Raw genomic sequence first — 22,593 nt, forward strand, 5'->3', positions numbered from 1 at the left:
CGTATTCGTTGCACCATAGGGATAGCATTTTTAGCGGCGCGGAATTTAATGCCGTGGGCCTTGCCCGAGAGAGAATTGCCACCCGAGATAAATTCCGGGCGGTAAACCCGGCTATAAACGTGGACATAAACATAGCAAACGAATAGTTGATTTGATTATGTAATTGCTGGAAGGTGTTTTCGTTTATCCTGCCGATGGGCGGAGCGATTGCCTAATCGTATAGTGATGCGCTGAAAACCGCACTGAGATGCACTGTGTTAACCAAAAGGATGCGTGAGATGTATCGCACATTAAAGAAACCTTATCCACCATTCCATGCAGAGCATGTGGGCAGCTTTTTGGTGCCTTGCCGTTTGGCTCAGGCGCGTAGTGCATGGAAGCAGGGAACGATAACTCACGATAGGCTGACCGAAATTGAGAATGAAGAGGTGACACGGGTTGTTGCCTGCCAGAAAGCGTGTGGGTTGATGGCGATAACCGATGGCGAATTACGCGCTGTAAACGGTATGGCGGATTTTTTTTCCGGCCTTGACGGTATTGCGTTCGACGAATTCAACCGACCAGACGATGACGCGCCCTTCTCCTTACAGGTGACGGATAAATTGCGTTTTCCTGCCGATCATCCTTTTCTGACTCATTATCGTTTCTTGCATCAGGCGGTAGCCCCTGATGGCCGCATTATGGCAAAACAGGTGTTGCCGAGCCCAAATATGCTGATGTACCCCTCCATTCGCCAGAATGCGGCATATTCGTCACTCTCGCTGTTTTGTGATGACCTGATTGCCCTTTACCGCACCATTATTCAGGCGTTTTATCGACAAGGTTGCCGCTATTTGCAACTTGATGATCCGTTTTGGGCCCGTCTCTGCGATAGCCGGATTGCGGTATATGAACAAGCAACAGGGCTCGCCTTGCCTGATCTGCTGGCGCTATGTGTTCGCAACCTCAACCAGGCATTGGCCGAACGCCCGCATGATATGTATATCAGCCTGCATATCTGCTGCCGCCGTTTTGCCCCTAATTGGGTTCATGGCGTCGGACGGGATGTGATGACGTATGCGATGGCAAACCTGGCGGTGGATAGTTTGTTTATTGAATATGATGATTCGCGCTCGGTGGGGCTTGAGCCGCTCCGTAAAGTGGGCGAGCAAAAAGTCGTGCTTGGTGTTGTGGATGCGCAAAACAGCGCGCTGGAACAGGCGGGCTCAATCAAAATGGCCATCAATACCGCCTCACTGTATGTGCCGCTACATCAACTGGCTATCAGCCCGAAATGTGGTTTCAGACATTGTGATAATCAACAGATGAGTGAAGAGCAGCAGTGGGCCAAACTGCGTAATATGGTCGATATCGCCCGCCAGGTTTGGACGTTTCCTGAGTGATATACCCCTGTTTTTTATGTGATTTCCCGCAGTTTCGCCGTGTGAGGCTTTTGGTGTATGAAGATTTCAGTGCGTGAAGAGTCAAGCCTGAAGCCGCGATAACGCATGAGCGCCATTTTTTAATCAACACGGCTAAACATCTCCGGTGATTCAGTGATCGGGCTCTCCAGTTAACACATCCGGGCTATACAGACCCGTAGTGGCGCTGCAACATAAGCGCCGATGTCGGCTGCGGCTGACAGCATGAGTGTTTCTCAATAAGAAAGCGAACGGTAGTCATCCGTGCGATGAGCAGGAAACCTGCCTGTTTGCCCTCTGACCCAATAAGGGAATACATGATGGAAAGATTTATTAAATCTTTGTTTGTTATTGTTTTCTTCTTTGTCTTTACGGCGACTGCGGCAGAAAAACTGCCGAACATTGTTATTCTGGCCACCGGTGGCACTATCGCGGGTTCTGCGGCAACCGTCACTCAAACCACGGGCTATAAAGCGGGTGCGTTGGGCGTGGAAAAGCTCATCAACGCCGTGCCTGAATTGAAAACCGTGGCGAATGTGCGGGGAGAGCAGTTCTCGAACATGGCCAGTGAAAACATGACCGGCGATGTGGTGTTGAAATTAAGCCAGCATGTTAACGAGTTACTGGCGCGCAGCGATGTTGACGGTGTGGTGATTACTCACGGTACCGATACGCTGGAAGAGTCGGCTTACTTCCTGCAATTGACGGTAAAAAGCGACAAACCGGTCGTGTTTGCGGCGGCAATGCGTCCGGCGACGGCCATCAGCGCGGATGGCCCGATGAACCTGCTGGAAGCGGTGCGTGTCGCGGGCGATAAGCAATCTCGTGGCCGTGGTGTGCTGGTCGTGCTGAATGACCGCATCGGTTCTGCGCGTTATATCACTAAGACCAATGCCTCAACGCTGGACACCTTCCGTGCTAACGAAGAAGGGTATCTTGGGGTGGTGATTGGCAATCGCATCTACTATCAAAACCGTATTGATAAAGTTCACACTACGCGTTCGGTATTCGATGTGCGCGGCCTCTCTTCGCTGCCGAAAGTCGATATTCTCTACGGTTATCAGGATGATCCTGAGTATCTGTATGACGCGGCGATTAGCCATGGCGTAAAAGGTCTTGTTTATGCTGGCATGGGCGCGGGTTCGGTTTCTGTGCGTGGCGAGGCGGGAATGCGTAAAGCACAGCAGAAAGGCATTGTTGTCGTGCGCTCAACCCGTACCGGTAATGGCATTGTCCCGCCGGATGACGCGTTGCCGGGCCTGGTTTCTGACTCGCTCAATCCGGCGCATGCACGTATCTTGTTGATGCTGGCACTGACACGCACCAGCGATCCGGCGATGATTCAGGATTATTTCCATAGCTACTGAGTGCTTCCTGCATAGCAGGGTGCAATCTGTGTTATTCAATCTGTGTTATTCAATCAGGCCACCGCAAGGTGGCCTGATTATTGGTGCTGGCGAAACTGGCTTAACTCACCACGTTTAACTTTAGGCGTAGCGTGTTGTGCTGGGTTTTCTGGCAATGCTGGCGTGAAGTGGCTTTCCCCGAATCCGACAGGATTGGAGGCTTTCTTAATGTGGATTTTTGCCTGTATGATTCTGCTCTTGGTTCTACGGGCAACGGTCTTTGGCAACAGACGCCGCAGATGGCTGTACCCGGAAAAATAAGGATATGTTGTGATATGACACAACCCATTTTTATGGTCGGTGCCAGAGGGTGTGGAAAAACCACCGTAGGCGGCGAATTGGCACGTGCACTTGGTTATGCGTTTGTCGATACGGATATCTTTATGCAGCAAAGCAGTGGCCTGACGGTGGCTGATGTGGTGGCTGCTGAAGGTTGGCCGGGATTCCGGCTGCGTGAGAGCGCCGCGCTGCAAGCGGTAACGCAGCCAAATCAAATTGTTGCGACCGGTGGCGGTATGGTATTGCTGGCGCAAAACCGTCAATTTATGCGTGATAAAGGCATTGTCATTTACCTGCACGCACCGGCACATGCACTGGCAAGGCGCTTAGAGGCCAGCCCGCAAGCTCATCAGCGTCCGACCTTAACCGGCCGGCCTATTGCCGAGGAAATGGAAGCGGTGCTGGCAGAACGGGAGGCGTTATATCAAGGCGTTGCCCACCATGTGGTGGATGCGACGCGCTCACCTGATAGTATCGTCTGCGAATTGTTACAGACGCTGCGTTTACCCGCAGCCTGATGGCGCGTTGATTTTTTAACAGAACGTTTTTCACACAAATATTTTTTACACAAATGTTTTTCACACAAAGGTTAGGCATTATGTTGAATGTAAATGAATACTTTGACGGGAAAGTCAAATCCATCGGTTTTGATGGCAGCCGTATCGGTCGCGCCAGTGTTGGGGTCATGGACGCGGGCGAATACACGTTCGGCACCGGGCAGGCGGAGGAGATGACGGTGGTAAGCGGCGCTCTGGATGTGTTGTTGCCGGGGGCGCAAGACTGGCAGTTATTTGAAGCTGGCGACATTTTTAATGTGCCGGCAAACAGCGAATTTAAATTGAAAGTGGCAGAACCGTCTTCTTATCTGTGCCGCTACCTGTAATCTTTTTAATCGCATTGAACTCATGATTTCGGGCTGCCATTTATGGCAGCCTTGCCTGATTGTCATAACTGTGTGTCATAGCAATATGTCATAACAATGCGCTATAACAATATAGAGTGTTATGGTAATCAGTATGGTGTATGACTTGCCTAATACGTTGGATGGACGCAGAGTAAACAACACCTCGCGATAACGGTATTCCCCCGGTTGTGCGCGCTACGTATAGTGCTTATTTGGAATTAAGTGATAATTTCGAGTAATAATTATTTATGCGTGCAATAGCTATTTTTTATATATCTCATTCTTATCTTTACTATCACGTATTTCTGTCATAACTGTTCAGCATAATACTCTGGCGATAGCGTAGCTTCGCAACGCGTCTTTTATGCAAAAAAATTGCAGATAAGTCTGTAAATCTTTCTCCAGCCATTGTATTTTCCTGTAAGTAGTCCTTTCTTCTGCTTGTGGTAGTGCAGAGCCGAATTAAAGGAGGAGATAGTGCTGGTTAAGAGAGTGCTGGTTTCGTGTGTCATGGCTTACTGATGGGTGCGCCCTGTATTTTAATAGGGCAAGGGTTTTGGTTATTTGAAAAATCATTTCAATAATGATGTGGTCACTATGCTTAAAACTATTCGTGCTCGAATTCTGGTTGTTTGTACCGCTATCATTGTGTTTTCTCTGGTTGTAAATACCTTCTTAAATTACCGGGTAACGGATAAATACAATGATGAATCAATTAATAATTTGCTGACGGCAGTGACTGCCGGGCATAGTTTAGCTATTAGTGACTGGGTGACGTCGAAGAAGCAAATCATTACGTCACTCAATGCTGTCGCTTTGAGCAATGACGACCCGATACCGATGTTTAAACAAATGGCGTTAGCGGGCGGTTTTATTAACGTGTATATGGGATACGCCAGCCATACGGCCAAATTTTCCGACCCCGGCGGTATTCCTGCTAATTATGACCCAACCGTACGCCCCTGGTATCAGCAGGCGGTCAGGGAAGGGAAGGCGGTGGCGACAGCGCCTTATCTGGATATGGCGACCAACACGATTGTGGTGTCGTTCGTTGCACCGGTACTGGATGGCAGCACGGTAAAAGGCGTACTCGGTAGTGATGTCACCATGGACAGCGTCATCGCCAACGTGAAATCTATCCGCCCGACGCCATCCAGCTACGGCGTGTTGATTCAGGCTGATGGCACGATTATCGCGCACCCTGATGCCAAACTTACGCTTAAAAAACTCACCGAAATTGCCCCTGTGGTCAATCTGGCGCAAATCCTGAAATCCGACCGACCGGTACAGTTAAGTATCAGCGGCAGAGATATGCTGGTGAGAACGCAGTTGGTGGCAGGCACTGACTGGTACGTACTGGTGGCGCTGGATAAAGCGGAAGCGACAGCCGGAATGAGCTCTCTGCTGTGGACATCGGTAGTGACTCTGCTGGTTATCAGTATTCTGGGTACGATCATCCTGGGCCTGCTGGTGAATGCCTCGCTCAAGCGTCTGTCGCTGATTCGTGATGCGATGGATGATATCAGCCACGGTAATAATGACCTGACCCAACGCTTACCGGATGACGGCCATGATGAAGTGACGCAAATTGCCCGCTCTTTTAACACGTTCGTCGATAAACTCAGCATGATCATGCTGCAAATCCGCGATATCAGTGCGTCCTTGCAGAGCGCTACCGATGAAGTTGCATCGGGTAACAACGATTTGGCCTCGCGTACCGACGCCGCCGCTGCCAGCCTGCAACAGACGGCTGCTGCGCTGGAGCAGATTTCTGCCACGGTCACGCAGTCAGCTGGCTCGGCTCGGCAGGTGAATGATCGCGCGCTGGCGCTGGCAAATGATGCCGGTACCGGTGGGAAAGTGGTTTCCGAGGTTATCAACACCATGGAAGAAATCGAAGTGGCGTCCGGGAAAATCGGCGACATTATCGGCGTCATTGATGGTATTGCCTTCCAGACCAATATTCTGGCGCTTAACGCCGCAGTGGAAGCTGCGCGTGCGGGTGAGCAGGGCCGAGGGTTTGCTGTGGTTGCCGGTGAAGTGCGTTCATTGGCACAACGCAGTGCGCAAGCGGCGAAAGAGATTAAAGTGCTGATTGAGTCAACGGTACAGAGCGTGAATGCGGGCTCTCGTCAGGTACGCCAGGCGGGAAATACCATGAGTGAAATTGTTGGCGGCGTGTCGTCGGTGACAACGGTGATGTCTGAAATTACCCATGCCTCGGAAGAGCAGATGCGCGGTATTCAGGAAATCAATAAAGCGGTGGCGCAGCTAGACTCTATGGTGCAGCAAAACGCGGCGATGGTGCAGGAGGCGGCATCTGCCTTTGCCTCATTGCAGTCGCAATCCGAAGAGCTGCACTCGTCTATCAGCCACTTCAAGTTGTAATCGTCTCTAACGCCAGCGCTGGCGTTAAGCGTCAAACACCTGCCCCCGCTTTTTAGCGCGGGCAGGTGTTTACTTTTATGCCATCCATGCCGTCACCCTGAGTGACCGTCACCGTGCTTTGTTATCCCTGAGCAATCGCAGTGAACCCGGCAACACGGGTTTAACGCTGCGCTTCGCCACCCAAAGCCTCGCTCAGACTGCTTATCAGCGCAGCGACTTCGCCTGTCATCAGGGTAAAGTCAGCGTCAAAGCGCTGGGCCACATCATCACGATCAATATCGTCGTTTTGTTCGCGCAGCGTGTCAGCGAACTTCAAGCGTTTGAGCGAACCATCATCGGCCAGGACAAACTGGATGCGCTCCTGCCAGTCCAGCGCCAGCTTCGTCACAACTTTTCCGGCCTCAATATGTGTGGCGATTTCATCGCTGACCAATTCCTGCTTTTTGCAGCGAATAACGCCACCATCTTCCAGCAGTGCTTTTAGCTCCGCCTCATCTTGTAAGGTGAAACCGACGGACGTGCTGCCGGAGCGAACCCATTGCGTCATGGTGAGCTCGATAGGGTTTTCCATTGTCAACGGCACGACGGGGAGTGAGCCTAGCGTTTTACGCAGCAGCGCCAGCGTATCTTCCGCTTTTTTGGCGCTGGCGGCATCGACCATGATGAGGTGATTAACGGTATCTATCCACAGCGAGACCTGACTAAACCGGCTGAACGCGCGGGGCAACAGGCTGTGCAGAATTTCATCTTTCAGCGCGTCTTTCTCGGTTTTCTTCAGTTTGCGATGCTGCTCGCCTTCAAGCTTATCGATTTTTGCCTGCAACGCTTGTTTGATAACCGGGGACGGCAGCATTTTTTCTTCTTTACGCGCACAAATAAGAATTTGGCCGTTGGCGGCATGTGTCAGGGCATCACTGTGTGGCCCCATGGGCGGAACCCAGCCGGTTTTCGTCATATCCTGACTGCCGCAAGGTGTAAAAGCGCAAGATGCCAACTGTGTTTCCAGGGCATCGGCCGTGAGATGGATATCGCGATTCAGGCGATAGACCATCAAATTTTTAAACCAGAGCATGTTTATTCCCAGATGGGGGCATCTGTTGTATGCGGTTTACGTGATTCTCAACGAGAATGATGAACCGAGACAGACGCAGGGGTTATTCATGGCGGGCATGATAACGAATTGTGGTGTATGAAGGTACGATAATGTCATCATCAACGAGGCGGGCGACGGCGGCTAACCGCAGCCATAGTCGGTCTGCCTTGAGTCATCGGTATTCCGCGTATTGCATTGCCCGATGAGGGGCGTGTGAAGACGGCGGCATGTGTATCCCACAGGCATATGGGAATCCTGGGAGGTAATGTGCGAATAGGCATTGATTTGGGTGGCACAAAAATTGAGGTGATCGCGCTGACCCATCAGGGTGAGACGCTTTTCCGTCATCGGATTGCAACGCCGCGTCATGATTATCGGCAAACGTTACAGGCTATAGCATCGCTGGTGGCGATGGCCGAGCAAGTGACGGGGCAGCGTGGCACGGTAGGGGTTGGCATACCCGGCACGCTATCGCCTGTGACAGGACGGGTAAAGAATGCCAATTCGGTCTGGCTGAATCAGCAACCGCTTGACCATGATTTAGCGGAGTTACTGGCTCGCCCGGTGAAGGTTGCCAATGATGCCAATTGTTTTGCCGTCTCTGAGGCCGTCGATGGTGCGGCGGCGGGCGCGGAGAAGGTCTTCGCAGTGATTATTGGCACCGGGTGTGGCGCAGGCATGGCGTTTCACGGTCAGGTGCATAGTGGGCGTAACGGCGTGGCCGGTGAGTGGGGTCACAATCCCTTACCGTGGATGGATGCTGATGAGTGGCACTATCAGCAGCAGACGCGCTGTTATTGTGGTCGCACGGGCTGCATCGAATCGTTTATTTCTGGAACCGGGTTTAGCGCTGACTACCGGCACTTCAGCGGTCAACAGGCGGTGGCACAAGAAATAGTGGCACTGGCGCAAGCGGGTGATGAGCAGGCCGAATGGGCGATGCAGCGTTACGAACAGCGGCTTGCCAAATCGCTGGCGCATATTGTTAATGTGCTCGACCCGGATGTGATTGTACTTGGCGGCGGCATGAGTAATGTTTCACGCTGGTATGACACGGTACCGACGTTGCTGCCTGCGTGGGTATTTGGTGGCGAGTGCGATACGCCGATTAGACAAGCGCGTCACGGTGATTCCAGCGGCGTGCGAGGCGCGGCCTGGCTATGGCCGCCAGAGGTAGCGCCTGCGTGAAACACAGGCCACATGGACGGCATGGGGCTTAACGCCCCATGGTTACGTCTATTTTATGGCGTATGCGCTATTTTACTGCGTACACGCTATCAAGCTGGCTAATGCCAAGGCCATTGCGTTTTTTAACGCGAATCTGCACGTGAATGCGGTCTTTCATGGCTTCCACATGGCTGATAACGCCAATGGTTTTACCTGATGCATTCAGGTTATCCAGCACATCTAACGCGGTATCCAGCGTTTCGCCATCCAACGTGCCGAAGCCTTCATCAAGAAAGAGTGAGTCAATGCGGGTTTTCGCACTCACCAAATCAGAGAGTGCCAGCGCCAGCGCCAGACTGACCAAAAAGCTTTCCCCCCCGGACAAGGTACGGGTATCACGCACGGCATCGGCCTGCCAGGTGTCCGCAACCTGTAATTCCAGCGTATCGGATGTCTTGCGTTGCAACAGGTAGCGGCCATGCAACCGGGCTAACTGGCGGTTGGCTAAGAACACCAGATGATCCAACGTGAGGCCCTGGGCAAAACGTCGGAATTTGTCACCTTTTTGCGAACCAATTAACTGGTTGAGGTAGCCTAAGTCTTCGCAAGTCAACTCCGCGCGGGCAATCGCTTCAAGCAATACCCGCTGTTTCTCGCGCCGCTGCTGGTCGCTTGCCAGCTGTTGCTGCAATTCACCTTGTTGTGACACTTCGGCTTTGGCCATCGCACCCAGGCTTAAAAGTAACTGGCGGATATCTTCCTGGTTGACATCATCAGGCATCGATTCCGGGCGCGCGCGCATATGCTGCTCCAGTGCGCTATCCGCCTGTTGTTGCAGGGCATCAACCTGCTGTGCTCGCTGTTTTAGCTTCTCTTCCAGTGCCAGTAGCTGTGTGCGCTCTGTTTCATTGAGCAAGGCGTAACCAAAGGCGGTTTCATCAGCAAATCCGGCCGCGTTCAAGGCGGCGCTGAACGCGCCTATCGCCTGCTGTAACTGGTTTTCAACATGCTGCTCTTGTTGTTCCAGCGAGGCGACTTCGCCACTCAAACGGCTGGATAGCGATTGTGCCTGTTGCCACTGTTGCTGCGCTTGCTGAACATCTTGTTCCAGCGCCTGACTTTGCTGGCGTAATTGAGCCAGCATATCGCTGATGCTCTGGTTGCCCATCAATTGCCAGCGTTGCTGGCGCGCGTTGTCGAGGACGCTTAGGGTGTCGGCCAATTGCTGTTGGCCGGTCATTAACGCGGCGTCTACATCCGTTAAACGCTGCTGGCTGGCTGCGATTTCTGCTTCCTGAGCCGCCAGTTGCGGCTGGCAGCGATTTTGTTCGAGCTCGCTTTCTTGCCAGCGTAACCACTCAGTTTGACGTTGGCGTAGCCACGCTTCTTGGTGCTCAAGCACCGGGGCCTGCAACTGGAATATGGCCAGCGTCTGGCTGATGCTGTCATGCAGACGCTGTAACTCACGTTCGGTTTTATCCAGCGATAGACGTAACTCATCCTGCGCCTGTTGCAATGCATGGCGTTGCTGGGCGTTCAGGGCCAGTTGTTGTTGTGTGTGAGACAACAACTGCTCGGCGGATGTGAGTAAATCCTTACTTTCCTGAATATGGCGCAGGCTGCGCTCGCGGCTGGCGATATGTGATTGTAGCGCTTGCTCTTTGGTGACGGCATCTTCCAGCCACTGGTTCAGGGTGACGCTTTGTAGCGGATCAAAATCAATCAGTAAGCGTTTACTAACGATCTGGCACTGTTGCAGCAGGACATCAAAATCATGCTGTACGCGCTGGATAGCGTTTTGCTGCTGTTGGCGTTGTTGCTCCTGTAACTGCAATTGTGTGGTCGCTTGTACGACGCTTGCTTGCAGCGTTTCGACCTCCTGACGCAGCGCATGTAACCGTATCTGGGTTTCACTGGGGCGCAGTGCCTGATAACGCGCCACGGCAGGATGATGCGTTGCGCCGCACAACGGGCACTCTTTACCCGGTTGCAATTGCTGGCGCTCATTTTCCAGACTCACAATGCGCAGTTCTAATTCATGCCGTTTTTCCAGATCGGTCAAATGCTCCGCCTGACGTTGATGTGCCTGCCGCAACTGCGTTTGCTGTTGCTCAAGCGCCTCAATGCGCCGTTGGGTATCGAGATACTGTGCTTCAAGCGAGGTGCGCTGGCTCAGTAACTGTTGTAGCACGGCGCTGTGCGTGGCTAGCTGCTGGCGATCGGACTGTTGGGCGACGTGAGACTCCAGTTGCTGGCGCAGCGTCTCCAGCGGTTGGCTCTCTTCTTGTTGCGTGTTGTGTTGCTGGTGTTCGCTCAGTAATTGCCGGGCGCGCTCACAGGCTTTTTGCTGGGCAAGCTGTTTTTCCGTCAGCAGTTGATACTGCTGTTCAAGGTATTCTGATTGAATCTGTTGCTGCGCTTTTTTTTCCTGCCAGACCAATAAGTCCTGTTGCCATTTTTGCTGCTGAGGAAATTGCGCTTGCCAGAGCGGAATATGGCTGCCGAGGTACTGATGGCTGTGATGTTGCTGGCGGTAGTTTTCTACTTCCGCCAGCTGTTGTTGGGTTTGCTCGCGCTGGCGTTGCACTCTGGAAAGCGTGGCAATCAGCGTTTTTTGCTGCTCCAGCAGGCTGTCGAGCGCCTGTTGTTGTTGCGTGCGCTGGGTTTGTAGCGTAGCGATTTGATGATCAAGAGGCTGGACGCGTTCATTGATGAGCGTCTCTTGTTGCTGGCGCTGCTCGGCATGCTGCTTACGCACGATTAGCGCTTTTTCTAACTGAATTTTCAGTAGGTTCAGCGCATCTTGCTGGCGGGTTGTCTGCTGTCGCAACAGGGTCAGCTGTGCTTGCAGCCGCTGTTTCTCTTTTTGCGCGCGCTCGCGTTCGTTGAGCTGCGGGCGCAGTTTTTCAGCAGGCTCGCTGCGGCGCAATTTTTCGATTTGGGTCTGTGACTGGCGCTGTAACTGTTCAAACGCTTCGCGCTGTTGTTTTACCTGTCGCTGTGTTTGCTGGTGTTGTAGCAGGGTATCGTGCCAGCGTTGATGGGTCAGAATTTCCTCTCGTTGCAGCGACAAGGCGTGTTCTTGCTGGCGAATAAAATCCAGCTGTTGTTCAAGCGCGCGGCGCTGTTCATCGCTGAGAAGCTCAAGCGTGGCGACTTTGGCTTTCAGTGTGTCGAGCTGAATATGCGCCTGCTTGTGTTTTTCAAATACCTGCTCGGATATTTGCCCATAAATATCTGTGCCGGTGAGCTCTTCAAGCAATTCGGCACGCTGGTTGGCATCGGCATTGAGAAAAGCGGCAAACTGCCCTTGTGACAACATCATCGATTTGGTAAAGCGATCGAAATCCAGGCCGGTGATATCATCGATCATCGCCAGCTTATCGTTCACCTTATCCGTGAGGATTTTGCCATCGGCGCACAAAGCCAGTTCGACTCTGGGCGGCTGCAAGTTACCCTCCGGGCTGTTATGCGCGCGCCGTTGACTCCAAAAAGCGCGATAGGCAACGTTTTTGACTTCAAACTCGACTTCAGCCAGACAATCGGCCGTGTGTCGCGTCATCAGTTCATTCTGGCTGGGGCTGACTTTTAGACGCGGCGTTTGATGGTAGAGCGCAAGGCAGATTGCGTCGAGTAACGTGGTTTTTCCCGCTCCGGTCGGGCCAGTGATAGCAAACAGACTGTTGCTGGCAAAAGGCTCGCGCGTGAAATCGATTTTCCATTCGCCTTGCAGGGAGTTGAGATTTTTCAGCCGCAAACTGAGGATTTTCATGCACCGGCCTCCTGACGCTGTTCATCGACGTCCCGCACAATTTTGCCAAATAGGGTGCGCAACCGCTGCCGACGCGCGTCATCAAGTTCCGTTTCTTGCGCCAGCCGCCGCTCGAAAACCTCGGTCGGTTGCAGTTCATCGAGCGTTTCGGTGTCGAGCTGTACCAGCATTTGTTGCTGTTGTTCTCGCGCCCGGCGCAGCAGCAGGACATCCACATTCAGCGAGGCGGTTAGCGATTGAATGTGTTGCTGCATGTCGCTGAGGTAATCCTGGGTGGTGATTTCGATATCCAGCCAGACGGGTTTCTCGCCCTGATAGTCGCGAAAACCGGCCAATCGACGCTCGATTTCCGCCAGATTGCCCTTCACCAGTTGCATCGGCTGTTCTGCGGGGATAACCAGGGTACTGACATCCTGTAATTTCCCTTGGTCAAAATGCACCAGATAGACAGACTTTTCGTGATTGAGTTCATCAAAGCTGAGGGCGATAGGGGCACCGCTGTAACGAATATGCTCACATTGCGCCACGCGTTGTGGCCGGTGAATATGGCCAAGAGCAATATAATCGGCAGGGGGAAACGCCTGTGCCGGGAACGCATCCAGCGTACCAATATAAATATCGCGTACCGAGTCCGAGGTAGCCACGCCAACGGTCGTGAGGTGCCCGGTCATAACAATCGGCAGATGTTCCCCAAGCGTGGTGCGTAATGTGCAGGCATGCTGATAACAGGCTTGATAATGGCTGGCGATGGCCTCTTGTAATGCTTGCTGCTTTTGCTCGCCGGATTGCCCGGCTTTACTGGTAAAAAGCTCGCGGGCGCGCAAAAACGGTATGGCGCACAAAATCGCGCCGGGTTCGCCGTTGCGGTTATTCAGCACCAGAATGTGTTCTTCAATATCGCCATCAAAACCGGCGATGACCCGGGTATTGAGACAGGCGAGCAGCGAACGGGATTCATTGAGCGTAGCAACGGAGTCGTGATTACCGCCGGTAACAATCAACTGACAGCCGGTAGGCTGAAGGGCCACGACGAACTGGTTATACATCTCACGGGCGTAACTGGGCGGTGTACCGTTATCGAACACATCGCCTGCTACTATTAATGCGTCGGCCTGATGCGTTTCTACCTGACAAACCAGCCAGTGCAGAAAAGCCTGATGTTCAGCTGCGCGGCTGCGGGTGTAAAAGTACTGACCAAGATGCCAGTCAGACGTATGAATAATTCGCATGTGACTCCCTGCAGGTGAGTACAAACCACGCCTTAATTGCTACCGACACCGGCGAGCAATAAGGCGTTACGACAGTTTCTGTAACAATATTGTTGTTACGATATTGTTGTTACGGCGTCATGGTTTTTTCGGTGCGGCTGAAAACACCGCACGAGAGGCCGTGTCTTTATCATCGGCGATTATAGGCAGTCAGTTTAGGCCGTGTCCCCTAATATCTTGTTTGGATAGGGAGGATTTGCCCGCTTTGCGAGCGACTTTCCATGTTTTACATCGGGGAAACGGGCGAGAGTCGTGCGCAGTATGTGGCCGGATTTTTCATAAATCTGTCATAAAACTGACGCATAATGCACACCGCACGCTAACCGTGACGATTAACGGCAGGATTGATATGGCAAGACGTATTTTGGTGGTGGAGGATGAAGCGCCGATCCGTGAGATGGTGTGCTTTGTGTTGGAGCAGAACGGCTATCAGCCCGTTGAAGCCGAGGATTATGACAGTGCCGTCACCCGGCTGACCGAACCGTACCCTGAACTGGTGTTGCTCGATTGGATGCTACCCGGTGGTTCTGGCCTGCAATTTATCAAGCACATGAAACGTGAAGCATTGACCCGCGATATTCCGGTGATGATGCTGACGGCACGTGGTGAAGAAGAGGATAGAGTGCGTGGGCTGGAGGTGGGTGCGGATGACTATATCACCAAACCTTTTTCTCCCAAGGAGCTCGTCGCGCGCATCAAAGCCGTCATGCGCCGCATTTCGCCTATGGCGGTGGAAGAGGTGATTGAAATGCGAGGGCTGAGTCTTGACCCTTCCTCGCACCGAGTGACCACGCCAGAACATGCGTTAGACATGGGGCCAACTGAGTTCAAGTTGCTGCACTTTTTTATGACACATCCAGAACGGGTATACAGCCGTGAACAGTTGCTCAATCACGTTTGGGGCACTAACGTGTATGTAGAAGATCGTACTGTTGATGTGCATATCCGCCGTCTGCGCAAAGCGCTGGAAACCAGCGGGCATGACAAGATGGTACAAACTGTTCGGGGTACCGGATACCGTTTCTCAACGCGTTATTAGTCGCGTCTTTGCTGGAGAACGTCGGTCGTGCTAGAGCGTTTATCCTGGAAAAAGCTGGCGCTGGAGCTGGCTTTTTTTTGTTTTCCCGGTCTGTTGTTAGGGCTGTTTATCGGCTATCTACCCTGGTTTTTACTGGCCTCGGTGGTGTGTGCCTTGTGCTGGAACTTTTATAACCAATTGCGCTTGTCCTACTGGTTATGGGTGGATCGCAGCATGACGCCGCCGCCAGGTCGCTGGAGCTGGGAGCCACTCTTTTATGGTCTTTACCAAATGCAACTGCGTAATCGGCGGCGGCGGCGGGAGCTGGCGTTATTGATAAAACGTTTTCGCAGTGGCGCTGAGTCATTACCCGATGCGGTGGTCATCACCACAGAAGAGGGCAGTATCATTTGGTGTAATCGACTGGCACAGCACCTGCTCGGGTTTCGTTGGCCGGAAGATAATGGCCAGAATATCCTTAATTTGCTGCGTTATCCCGAATTTACCCAGTACATGCAACAACAGGATTTTAGCCGCCCCCTCACCTTAACGTTGAAAAATTCGCACCACGTCGAGTTTCGTGTGATGCCCTATTCTGAGGGGCAGTTGCTGATGGTAGCGCGCGATGTGACGCAGATGCACCAATTGGAAGGCGCACGGCGTAATTTTTTTGCGAATGTCAGCCATGAGTTACGAACGCCGCTTACCGTCTTGCAGGGGTATCTGGAAATGATGAGCGATGAATCGCTCGATGGCGCGTTGCAAGCCAAAGCGCTGCATACGATGCAAGAGCAAACCCGCCGTATGGATGGGCTGGTGCGCCAGTTGCTTACGCTATCGCGTATCGAAGCGGCGTCGTCAATTGATCTGAATGAAAAGGTCGATATCCCCCTGATGCTGCGCTTGCTCAAGCGCGAGGCTGAAACGCTCAGTCAGGGACGGCATGAAATTGTGTTTCGTGTAAACGAACAGCTGCAAGTGTTTGGTAATGAAGAGCAGTTGCGCAGTGCGGTATCTAATTTGGTGTATAACGCGGTGAACCATACCCCGCCGGGCACGCGTATTGAGGTGTGCTGGCAGCAAACGCCACAGGGCGCTGAGTTTCAGGTAAGCGATAACGGGCCTGGCATTGCCCCAGAGCATATTCCGCGCCTGACGGAGCGCTTTTACCGTGTGGATAAGGCGCGTTCGCGCCAAACCGGTGGCAGTGGGTTGGGGCTGGCTATCGTTAAGCATGCACTGAGCCATCACGATTCTCGCCTCGACATCATCAGTGAGCAGGGGGCGGGCTCGCGCTTTTTATTCACGTTGCCAAACCGGTTGCTGGTGCGTTCGGTGCTGAGTCAAAACGCGCTCAATCCACAGTGATAAAACGGCGCTTGTCAGCGGCAGGGCTTGATTGTCACTGCCGCTGTGCCGAGAATAGCCGTTGTCTCCTAATGGAAATAGCCGATGACTTTCACCTGCCGTTTATGCGCATCGTTATTGTGCCGTTTATGCACATTGTTATTGTGCCTGTTCAGCCAGTGTGGCATTGCGGCCATGCCGTCAATGCTCGCGGGCAACCTCTCCAGCGCCGGGTCTGACACACTGGCAAACCTGATGACATTCTGGGCGGCCGATTTCACGCAGCACTATCCTGGCGTTAATGTGCAGATTCAGGCAGCGGGCTCCTCATCGGCACCGACCGCGCTGGCAGCGGGCGCGGCCCAGCTTGGCCCGATGAGTCGGCCGATGAAGAGTAGCGAAATCGCGCTATTTGAGCAGCATTACGGCTACCCGCCAACGGCGGTTCCTGTCGCGCTGGATGCGTTAGTGGTGCTGGTAAATCAGGATAATCCGCTGCCGGGCCTGACGCTGCGCCAACTGGACGCCATTTTTTCCATTACGCGCCGCTGTGGGGCGGGGAGTGCGCTGCAACGCTGGCATGAACTGGGGTTGACGGGCGTTTGGCAACAGCGTGCATTGCTGCGTTATGGGCGTAACTCTGCCTCCGGCACCTATGGATTTTTCAAGCAACGGGCGTTATGTGGCGGGGATTTTTTATCGCAGGTGAATGAATTGCCGGGGTCGGCCTCCGTGGTACAGGCCGTGGCCGCGTCAGTGAATGCCATTGGCTATGCCAGTATCGGTTTTCGCGCCAGTGGCGTGCGTGTTGTACCGCTTGCTGACGGTGAGACCGGTGACTACGTGTTACCCACGGCGGAAACGATCCGCAGTGGGCGTTACCCCTACACCCGTTATCTCTATATTTACATCAATAAGGTGCCCGGCAGGCCGCTGGAGCCACTGACGGCCGCTTTTCTCGATCGCGTATTGTCGCCGCAAGGGCAGGCGCTGGTCAGTCAGGACGGGTATTTACCGCTGCCAGAATCCACCCGTGAGCAGGTGCGCCAGCAATTGGCATTGATGGATGTACCCGCCTCTTAACAGAGCGTCGCTCGTTATTTTTGCAGGCGAGTGGATGCTGCCCCAGATTGAGTACCATACCAGATGACTTACAACGTGAAGAATTTTCATCAGTAGTGAAAATTCTTCCATTGTGGTTACTGCGCCCGCATGACACGATGCACTCATATTAGCCGTCTGGATGGCTAAAGAATTCAGTGGCGTAATTATTTCTCTTAGAAATCAATTCTATTTTACTTAAAAATCAAATGATGAGTGGCGCAGATGAAACGGGCGTTCGTTGCCCCGCCGCCACATCGTCTGACGAGCAAGGGAGCACAGCATGACTCAAGCCATTCCTCCGTTTCGCGCCGATGTCGTCGGCAGTTTGTTGCGTCCGGCTGCTATCAAGCAGGCCCGTTTGCAGTTTCAGGCGGCAGAAATCGATGCTGCGGCACTGCGCCAAATAGAAGATAGCGAAATTCAACGCGCAGTTACGCTACAGCGTGCTGCGGGTCTGCAATTGGTGACGGATGGCGAGTTTCGCCGTGCCTGGTGGCATTTTGATTTTTTTGACAATCTCAACGGCGTTGAGCGTTATGAAGCGGAACAGGGTATTCAGTTTACCGGGGTGCAAACTAAAGCACGTGGCGTGAAGGTGACGGGGAAAATCAGCTTTAATCCACAGCACCCGATGCTGGAGGATTTCCGTTTCCTGCACAGTATCTCCGGCGATGCGGTAGCCAAAATGACGATTCCAAGCCCGAGCGTGCTGCATTTTCGCGGCGGTCGTAAAGTGATAGACAGTACGGTTTATCCTGATTTAGCTGATTATTTTGACGACCTGGCGCAAACCTGGCGCGATGCGATTCGCGCTTTTTATGATGCGGGCTGCCGTTATCTGCAACTGGATGACACCGTATGGGCCTATTTGTGCTCTGAAGACCAGAAGCGCCAAATTCGTGAGCGTGGCGATGATCCTGATGTTCTGCGTGAGACGTATGCCAACGTGTTGAACAAAGCGCTCGAAGGCAAGCCTGATGACTTGGTGGTGGGGCTGCATGTCTGCCGGGGCAATTTCCGCTCCACCTGGATTTCAGAAGGAGGCTATGAGCCCGTAGCGGAAACGCTGTTCGGTAATGTGAATGTGGATGCCTTCTTTTTGGAATATGACACCGAGCGTGCCGGCGGATTCGAGCCATTACGCTTTATTAAACCGGGCCATCAAAAAGTTGTTCTGGGATTGATAACGACCAAAACCGGTGCGCTGGAATCGGTTGATGCAGTAAAACATCGAATTGCCGAAGCGTCGCGTTATGTCCCGCTTGATCAATTATGCCTGAGTCCTCAGTGCGGGTTCGCGTCAACAGAAGAGGGCAATACGCTTTCAGAAGAAGAGCAATGGGCCAAATTGCAGCGTGTGGTAGAGATAGCTGCTCAGGTTTGGTAGTTGCTCGCATCAGCAAATAAGAGACTTTTTATAACGCCGGTTGCGCATACCGGCGTTTTTTATTTCGATAAGTTTTTAATATGGTTGATTGTTGTTCTATTCGGCTTTATGTGGCATGTCTTTCGCACTAAAAAGCGTGTTTATGCACAAATCATGTATAGCTTGTTATAAAAATATCAATCAATAAAACCAAATATTTATCATTTATCAGAATAATGCTCTGCTTTACCGATCTCGTATTGCCTTTTATCGCTATAAACGTTTTACTTAGCCCCCATTAACGCTGTGCAATAAATCCTCACATCTATAAACCTGCACATCGCACGTGCGCACTTTATGTTGCGCCCGCTTGACGCCCGGTTTTACCGGCAACACCATTTTTACAGGCAACAACAACATACTTATGAGTCATCGTTTAACTTCCAAAGATATCGTGGCATTGGGCTTTATGACCTTTGCCCTGTTTGTCGGTGCTGGCAACATCATTTTCCCGCCTATGGTTGGTCAACAGGCCGGGGAGCATGTCTGGATTGCGGCATTAGGCTTTTTGATTACGGCCGTAGGTCTGCCGGTATTGACTGTGATAGCGCTGGCGCGCGTGGGCGGAGGGATTGATTCACTCAGCAACCCTATTGGCAAAAAAGCCGGTGTGTTGCTGGCGACGGTCTGCTATCTGGCGGTTGGCCCGCTGTTTGCCACACCGCGCACGGCAACCGTCTCCTTCGAAGTCGGCATTGCGCCGCTGATGGGGGCGGGAGCCGCTCCGCTGCTTATCTACAGCCTTATCTATTTTGCCATCGTCATTGCGATTTCTCTCTATCCTGGACGTTTGCTTGATACGGTTGGCCACATTCTGGCTCCGGTAAAAATTCTGGCATTGACCGTGCTGGGTATCGCTGCCGTGCTATGGCCGGCAGGCACATCGGCACCGGCAACCGATGCTTATCAGCAGGTGCCGTTTTCCAGCGGTTTTGTGAACGGTTATCTGACCATGGATACCCTGGGCGCACTGGTATTTGGCATTGTGATTGTGAACGCGGCACGTTCTCGTGGCGTTAACGATGCCGGTTTACTGACGCGCTACACCATTTTGGCCGGGGTGATTGCGGGTGTTGGCTTAACACTTGTGTACCTGAGCCTGTTCTACCTCGGGTCTTTCAGCGGTTCGCTTGTACCGGGCGCGCAAAATGGCGCAGAAATTCTGCATGCCTATGTACAATTTACCTTTGGTACGCTCGGCAGTAGTTTCCTGGCGTTGCTTATCTTTATTGCATGCATGGTAACAGCGGTAGGTTTGACTTGCGCCTGTGCTGAGTTTTTTGCTCAGTATTTGCCGCTTTCTTACCGTGCGTTGGTGTTTATTCTGGGCGTGTTTTCAATGGTGGTGTCCAATCTTGGTTTAAGCCATCTGATTCAGCTTTCTATCCCGGTGCTGACTGCCATTTATCCGCCGTGTATCGTATTGGTATTATTGAGCTTTACTCGTCGCTGGTGGAATAACAGTAGTCATGTGATTGCGCCGGTTATGTTGGTCAGCTTGCTGTTTGGCCTGATTGACGGTATCAAGTCATCGGCGTTTGCAACGCTGCTGCCAGCCTGGACACAAAGTTTGCCGATGAGCGCGCAAGGGTTGGCCTGGTTGCCGCCGTCACTGGTTATTCTGCTGGTCGTGGCGATTTATGATCGTCTTTCCGCCCGTCAGGAAGTGACCGCTCACTCCTGATTGATGACGGAGTAACCGCTTTTCACCACAGGCATCGTCTGCCTGTGGTTTTTTTCGTTTGTAAAACAGGGTTGCTTATTTATGGAACAACACTCCCGTCTCAAGCGCGGCTTAAGTACGCGGCATATCCGTTTTATTGCGCTGGGTTCTGCTATTGGTACTGGGCTGTTTTATGGTTCGGCCAGCGCTATCCAGATGGCTGGCCCCAGCGTACTGCTGGCATACCTGATTGGCGGCGTTTTTGCTTATATCATCATGCGCGCCTTGGGGGAGATGTCTGTTAACAACCCACAAGCCAGCTCGTTTTCACGCTATGCGCGAGATTATCTCGGCCCGCTTGCCGGTTACATTACCGGCTGGACGTACTGTTTTGAAATGCTGATTGTGGCGATTGCCGATGTCACCGCTTTCGGTATTTATATGGGCGTCTGGTTCCCGGCTGTGCCGCATTGGGTGTGGGTGCTCAGTGTGGTGTTGATAATCGGCGCTATCAACCTGATGAATGTGAAAGTGTTTGGCGAGCTGGAGTTCTGGCTGTCGTTTTTTAAAGTCGCCACTATTGTGGTGATGATTATTGCCGGTGTCGGCATCATCATCTGGGGGATTGGCAACGGCGGCGAGCCTACCGGTATCCATAATTTATGGACTAACGGCGGTTTTTTCAGTAACGGCGTGATGGGCATGATCCTGTCGTTGCAGATGGTGATGTTTGCTTATGGTGGTGTCGAGATAATCGGTATTACCGCAGGCGAAGCCAAAGAACCGCATAAATCGATTCCGCACGCCATCAATTCGGTGCCGTGGCGTATTTTGGTGTTTTATGTCGGTACGCTGTTTGTGATTATGTCTATCTACCCATGGAATCAAGTGGGCACTAACGGCAGCCCGTTCGTGCTCACTTTCCAGCATATGGGCATCACTGCCGCAGCGGGCATACTGAATTTTGTGGTGATCACCGCGTCACTGTCGGCTATCAATAGCGATGTGTTTGGCGTTGGCCGAATGCTGCACGGCATGGCGGAGCAAGGGCATGCCCCAAAAATCTTCAGCCGCCTGTCAAAGCGAGGAACGCCATGGGTGACGGTGCTTGTCATGGTGCTGGCCTTGCTAGTCGCGGTATACCTGAATTACGTGATGCCTGAGAATGTCTTTCTGGTCATCGCGTCACTGGCAACGTTCGCCACAGTGTGGGTATGGATAATGATTTTGTGCTCACAAATCGCCTTTCGCCGCCAATTAGGGCGTGAGCAGGCGAAAGCGCTGGCATTTCCTCTGCCTGGCGGCACGGTGACAGCTGTAATCGGGGTGGTGTTTTTGCTGTTTATCATTGGCCTTATTGGCTATTTCCCTGATACCCGCATCGCCCTGTATGCAGGAGCCGGTTGGATAGTCTTGCTGCTGATGAGTTATGCGCTGCGCCGTCGGCGAGCATAGCGTTATACGTTCGGCCCTTCGCTAACGGTGTTGTCATGCCGTTAGCGATAAAAAAAAGCCAGTGGTATCAGCCACTGGCTTTTTACTACGCTGCAACGATTACAGGTTGTTGGCGTTTTCTTTCAGGTATTTGGCTACGCCATCCGGGGAAGCACCCATACCGGCTTTGCCTTTTTCCCACTGTGCCGGGCAGACATCGCCATGTTCTTCGTGGAATTGCAGCGCATCAACCATACGCAGCATTTCGTCGATGTTACGACCCAGCGGCAGGTCATTGACCACCTGATGACGCACGATACCGTTTTTATCAATCAGGAACGAACCGCGCAGCGCAACACCGGCATCCGGGTGTTCGATGCCATAGGCTTGCTGAATCTCACGTTTGATGTCTGCAACCATCGCGTACTTCACTTCACCGATGCCGCCTTGTTCGACAGGCGTTTTACGCCAGGCGTTGTGTACGAACTCAGAGTCAAAAGATACGCCGACCACTTCAACACCGCGCTTTTGGAACTCTTCATAGCGGTGATCAAACGCAATCAGCTCTGACGGGCATACGAAGGTGAAGTCCATCGGCCAGAAGAAGATCACCGCCGGTTTACCGTTGATGTGCTTTTTCAGATTAAAGTTCTCAACGATTTCCCCGCTTCCCAGTACGGCAGCGGCAGTGAAGTCAGGGGCAGGACGAGTTACCAGGACCATAATTACTCCTGTTATAGAACGGTTAATGAAGAATAGGTATGTAACAAACGCCGTAAGTATAGGTACAGCCTGCCAGTGAATAAAGTGAAAGCGACCAATCAATAAGATAGCTTTTGTCTATCGAATCAATTGATGATTCTTTTCATTGGCAGGCAACCTCCCAGGCAGACAACATGGTGATGAGACGTTTCGCCACGTTGC

The 22,593-nt window shown here is 52.5% G+C and carries 16 protein-coding genes; 12 read left to right on the plus strand and 4 right to left on the minus strand.

Annotated elements, in window-relative coordinates; all coding sequences use genetic code 11:
• The first annotated feature begins 278 nt into the window (after nt 1-278).
• The 5 genes from O1Q98_RS16940 (at nt 279) to O1Q98_RS16960 (ending at nt 6,377) form a co-directional block, all read left to right on the plus strand.
• Nucleotides 279-1,382, plus strand: coding sequence for a uroporphyrinogen decarboxylase/cobalamine-independent methonine synthase family protein (locus O1Q98_RS16940; RefSeq protein WP_125258654.1), 1,104 nt, complete (start codon nt 279-281; stop codon nt 1,380-1,382).
• A gap of 338 nt (nt 1,383-1,720) precedes the next feature.
• Complete coding sequence (locus O1Q98_RS16945) at nt 1,721-2,767, plus strand: asparaginase (protein WP_125258655.1); 1,047 nt, start codon at nt 1,721-1,723, stop codon at nt 2,765-2,767.
• A 314-nt stretch (nt 2,768-3,081) separates the two neighbouring features.
• Complete coding sequence (gene aroL, locus O1Q98_RS16950) at nt 3,082-3,603, plus strand: shikimate kinase AroL (RefSeq protein ID WP_125258656.1); 522 nt, start codon at nt 3,082-3,084, stop codon at nt 3,601-3,603.
• An 80-nt stretch (nt 3,604-3,683) separates the two neighbouring features.
• Nucleotides 3,684-3,968 (plus strand): pyrimidine/purine nucleoside phosphorylase, encoded by a 285-nt coding sequence (ppnP, locus tag O1Q98_RS16955; RefSeq protein ID WP_125258657.1) that lies wholly within the window; start codon nt 3,684-3,686, stop codon nt 3,966-3,968.
• A gap of 618 nt (nt 3,969-4,586) precedes the next feature.
• Nucleotides 4,587-6,377 (plus strand): methyl-accepting chemotaxis protein, encoded by a 1,791-nt coding sequence (locus O1Q98_RS16960; RefSeq protein WP_125258658.1) that lies wholly within the window; start codon nt 4,587-4,589, stop codon nt 6,375-6,377.
• Between the two features lie 160 nt (nt 6,378-6,537).
• Here O1Q98_RS16960 and rdgC read toward each other — a convergent pair whose 3' ends face one another.
• Nucleotides 6,538-7,449, minus strand: a complete 912-nt coding sequence (rdgC, locus tag O1Q98_RS16965; protein WP_125258659.1) for a recombination-associated protein RdgC — start codon at nt 7,447-7,449, stop codon at nt 6,538-6,540.
• A gap of 288 nt (nt 7,450-7,737) precedes the next feature.
• On the opposite strand from rdgC, the gene mak reads away from it, so the two are divergent.
• Complete coding sequence (gene mak, locus O1Q98_RS16970) at nt 7,738-8,658, plus strand: fructokinase (RefSeq protein ID WP_125258660.1); 921 nt, start codon at nt 7,738-7,740, stop codon at nt 8,656-8,658.
• Between the two features lie 67 nt (nt 8,659-8,725).
• Here the strand turns inward: mak and O1Q98_RS16975 are convergent, their stop codons facing one another.
• Together O1Q98_RS16975 and sbcD are read right to left on the minus strand one after the other, a co-directional pair.
• Entirely contained in the window at nt 8,726-12,409 is a 3,684-nt protein-coding gene (locus O1Q98_RS16975; protein ID WP_125258661.1) for an AAA family ATPase, read from the minus strand.
• Entirely contained in the window at nt 12,406-13,638 is a 1,233-nt protein-coding gene (gene sbcD / locus O1Q98_RS16980) for an exonuclease subunit SbcD (RefSeq protein WP_125258662.1), read from the minus strand. The genes O1Q98_RS16975 and sbcD overlap by 4 nt, the downstream gene beginning before the upstream one ends.
• A gap of 388 nt (nt 13,639-14,026) precedes the next feature.
• Here sbcD and phoB point away from each other — a divergent pair, with 388 nt between their 5' ends.
• The 6 genes from phoB to proY all read left to right on the plus strand — a co-directional run bounded on the left by phoB (nt 14,027) and on the right by proY (nt 21,690).
• Nucleotides 14,027-14,716 carry a phosphate response regulator transcription factor PhoB gene (gene phoB, locus O1Q98_RS16985; RefSeq protein ID WP_125258663.1) on the plus strand — a complete coding sequence of 230 codons (690 nt, stop codon included), beginning with the start codon at nt 14,027-14,029 and terminating at the stop codon, nt 14,714-14,716.
• 27 nt (nt 14,717-14,743) lie between these two features.
• The gene (gene phoR / locus O1Q98_RS16990; protein ID WP_125258664.1) at nt 14,744-16,063 is read left to right on the plus strand and encodes a phosphate regulon sensor histidine kinase PhoR; all 1,320 of its coding nucleotides are present in this window, start codon (nt 14,744-14,746) and stop codon (nt 16,061-16,063) included.
• Nucleotides 16,064-16,147: 84 nt separating this feature from the next.
• Nucleotides 16,148-17,125, plus strand: coding sequence for a PstS family phosphate ABC transporter substrate-binding protein (locus tag O1Q98_RS16995; RefSeq protein ID WP_240632732.1), 978 nt, complete (start codon nt 16,148-16,150; stop codon nt 17,123-17,125).
• Between the two features lie 301 nt (nt 17,126-17,426).
• On the plus strand, nt 17,427-18,533 hold the full coding sequence (locus O1Q98_RS17000) for a cobalamin-independent methionine synthase II family protein (RefSeq protein WP_125258665.1): 1,107 nt from the start codon (nt 17,427-17,429) through the stop codon (nt 18,531-18,533).
• 403 nt (nt 18,534-18,936) lie between these two features.
• Entirely contained in the window at nt 18,937-20,256 is a 1,320-nt protein-coding gene (brnQ, locus tag O1Q98_RS17005) for a branched-chain amino acid transport system II carrier protein (RefSeq protein WP_125258666.1), read from the plus strand.
• Between the two features lie 81 nt (nt 20,257-20,337).
• A complete protein-coding gene (proY, locus tag O1Q98_RS17010; RefSeq protein ID WP_125258667.1) occupies nt 20,338-21,690 on the plus strand; it encodes a proline-specific permease ProY in 1,353 nt (450 codons plus the stop codon).
• Nucleotides 21,691-21,789: 99 nt separating this feature from the next.
• Here proY and O1Q98_RS17015 read toward each other — a convergent pair whose 3' ends face one another.
• Nucleotides 21,790-22,392 (minus strand): peroxiredoxin C, encoded by a 603-nt coding sequence (locus O1Q98_RS17015; RefSeq protein WP_125258668.1) that lies wholly within the window; start codon nt 22,390-22,392, stop codon nt 21,790-21,792.
• Between the last annotated feature and the right edge of the window lie 201 nt (nt 22,393-22,593).

This window comes from Dickeya lacustris (genome assembly GCF_029635795.1).
Lineage (GTDB): Bacteria > Pseudomonadota > Gammaproteobacteria > Enterobacterales > Enterobacteriaceae > Dickeya > Dickeya lacustris.

Excerpts from the sequence above, each read along its gene's own strand:
- O1Q98_RS16975 (WP_125258661.1), bottom strand. The coding sequence starts at position 12,409 with ATGAAAATCCTCAGTTTGCGGCTGAAAAATCTCAACTCCCTGCAAGGC.
- O1Q98_RS17015 (WP_125258668.1), bottom strand. The coding sequence starts at position 22,392 with ATGGTCCTGGTAACTCGTCCTGCCCCTGACTTCACTGCCGCTGCCGTA.
- O1Q98_RS16945 (WP_125258655.1), top strand. The coding sequence starts at position 1,721 with ATGGAAAGATTTATTAAATCTTTGTTTGTTATTGTTTTCTTCTTTGTC.
- sbcD (WP_125258662.1), bottom strand. The coding sequence starts at position 13,638 with ATGCGAATTATTCATACGTCTGACTGGCATCTTGGTCAGTACTTTTAC.
- O1Q98_RS16940 (WP_125258654.1), top strand. The coding sequence starts at position 279 with ATGTATCGCACATTAAAGAAACCTTATCCACCATTCCATGCAGAGCAT.
- O1Q98_RS17000 (WP_125258665.1), top strand. The coding sequence starts at position 17,427 with ATGACTCAAGCCATTCCTCCGTTTCGCGCCGATGTCGTCGGCAGTTTG.
- ppnP (WP_125258657.1), top strand. The coding sequence starts at position 3,684 with ATGTTGAATGTAAATGAATACTTTGACGGGAAAGTCAAATCCATCGGT.
- phoB (WP_125258663.1), top strand. The coding sequence starts at position 14,027 with ATGGCAAGACGTATTTTGGTGGTGGAGGATGAAGCGCCGATCCGTGAG.
- brnQ (WP_125258666.1), top strand. The coding sequence starts at position 18,937 with ATGAGTCATCGTTTAACTTCCAAAGATATCGTGGCATTGGGCTTTATG.
- O1Q98_RS16995 (WP_240632732.1), top strand. The coding sequence starts at position 16,148 with ATGACTTTCACCTGCCGTTTATGCGCATCGTTATTGTGCCGTTTATGC.
- O1Q98_RS16960 (WP_125258658.1), top strand. The coding sequence starts at position 4,587 with ATGCTTAAAACTATTCGTGCTCGAATTCTGGTTGTTTGTACCGCTATC.
- rdgC (WP_125258659.1), bottom strand. The coding sequence starts at position 7,449 with ATGCTCTGGTTTAAAAATTTGATGGTCTATCGCCTGAATCGCGATATC.
- aroL (WP_125258656.1), top strand. The coding sequence starts at position 3,082 with ATGACACAACCCATTTTTATGGTCGGTGCCAGAGGGTGTGGAAAAACC.
- proY (WP_125258667.1), top strand. The coding sequence starts at position 20,338 with ATGGAACAACACTCCCGTCTCAAGCGCGGCTTAAGTACGCGGCATATC.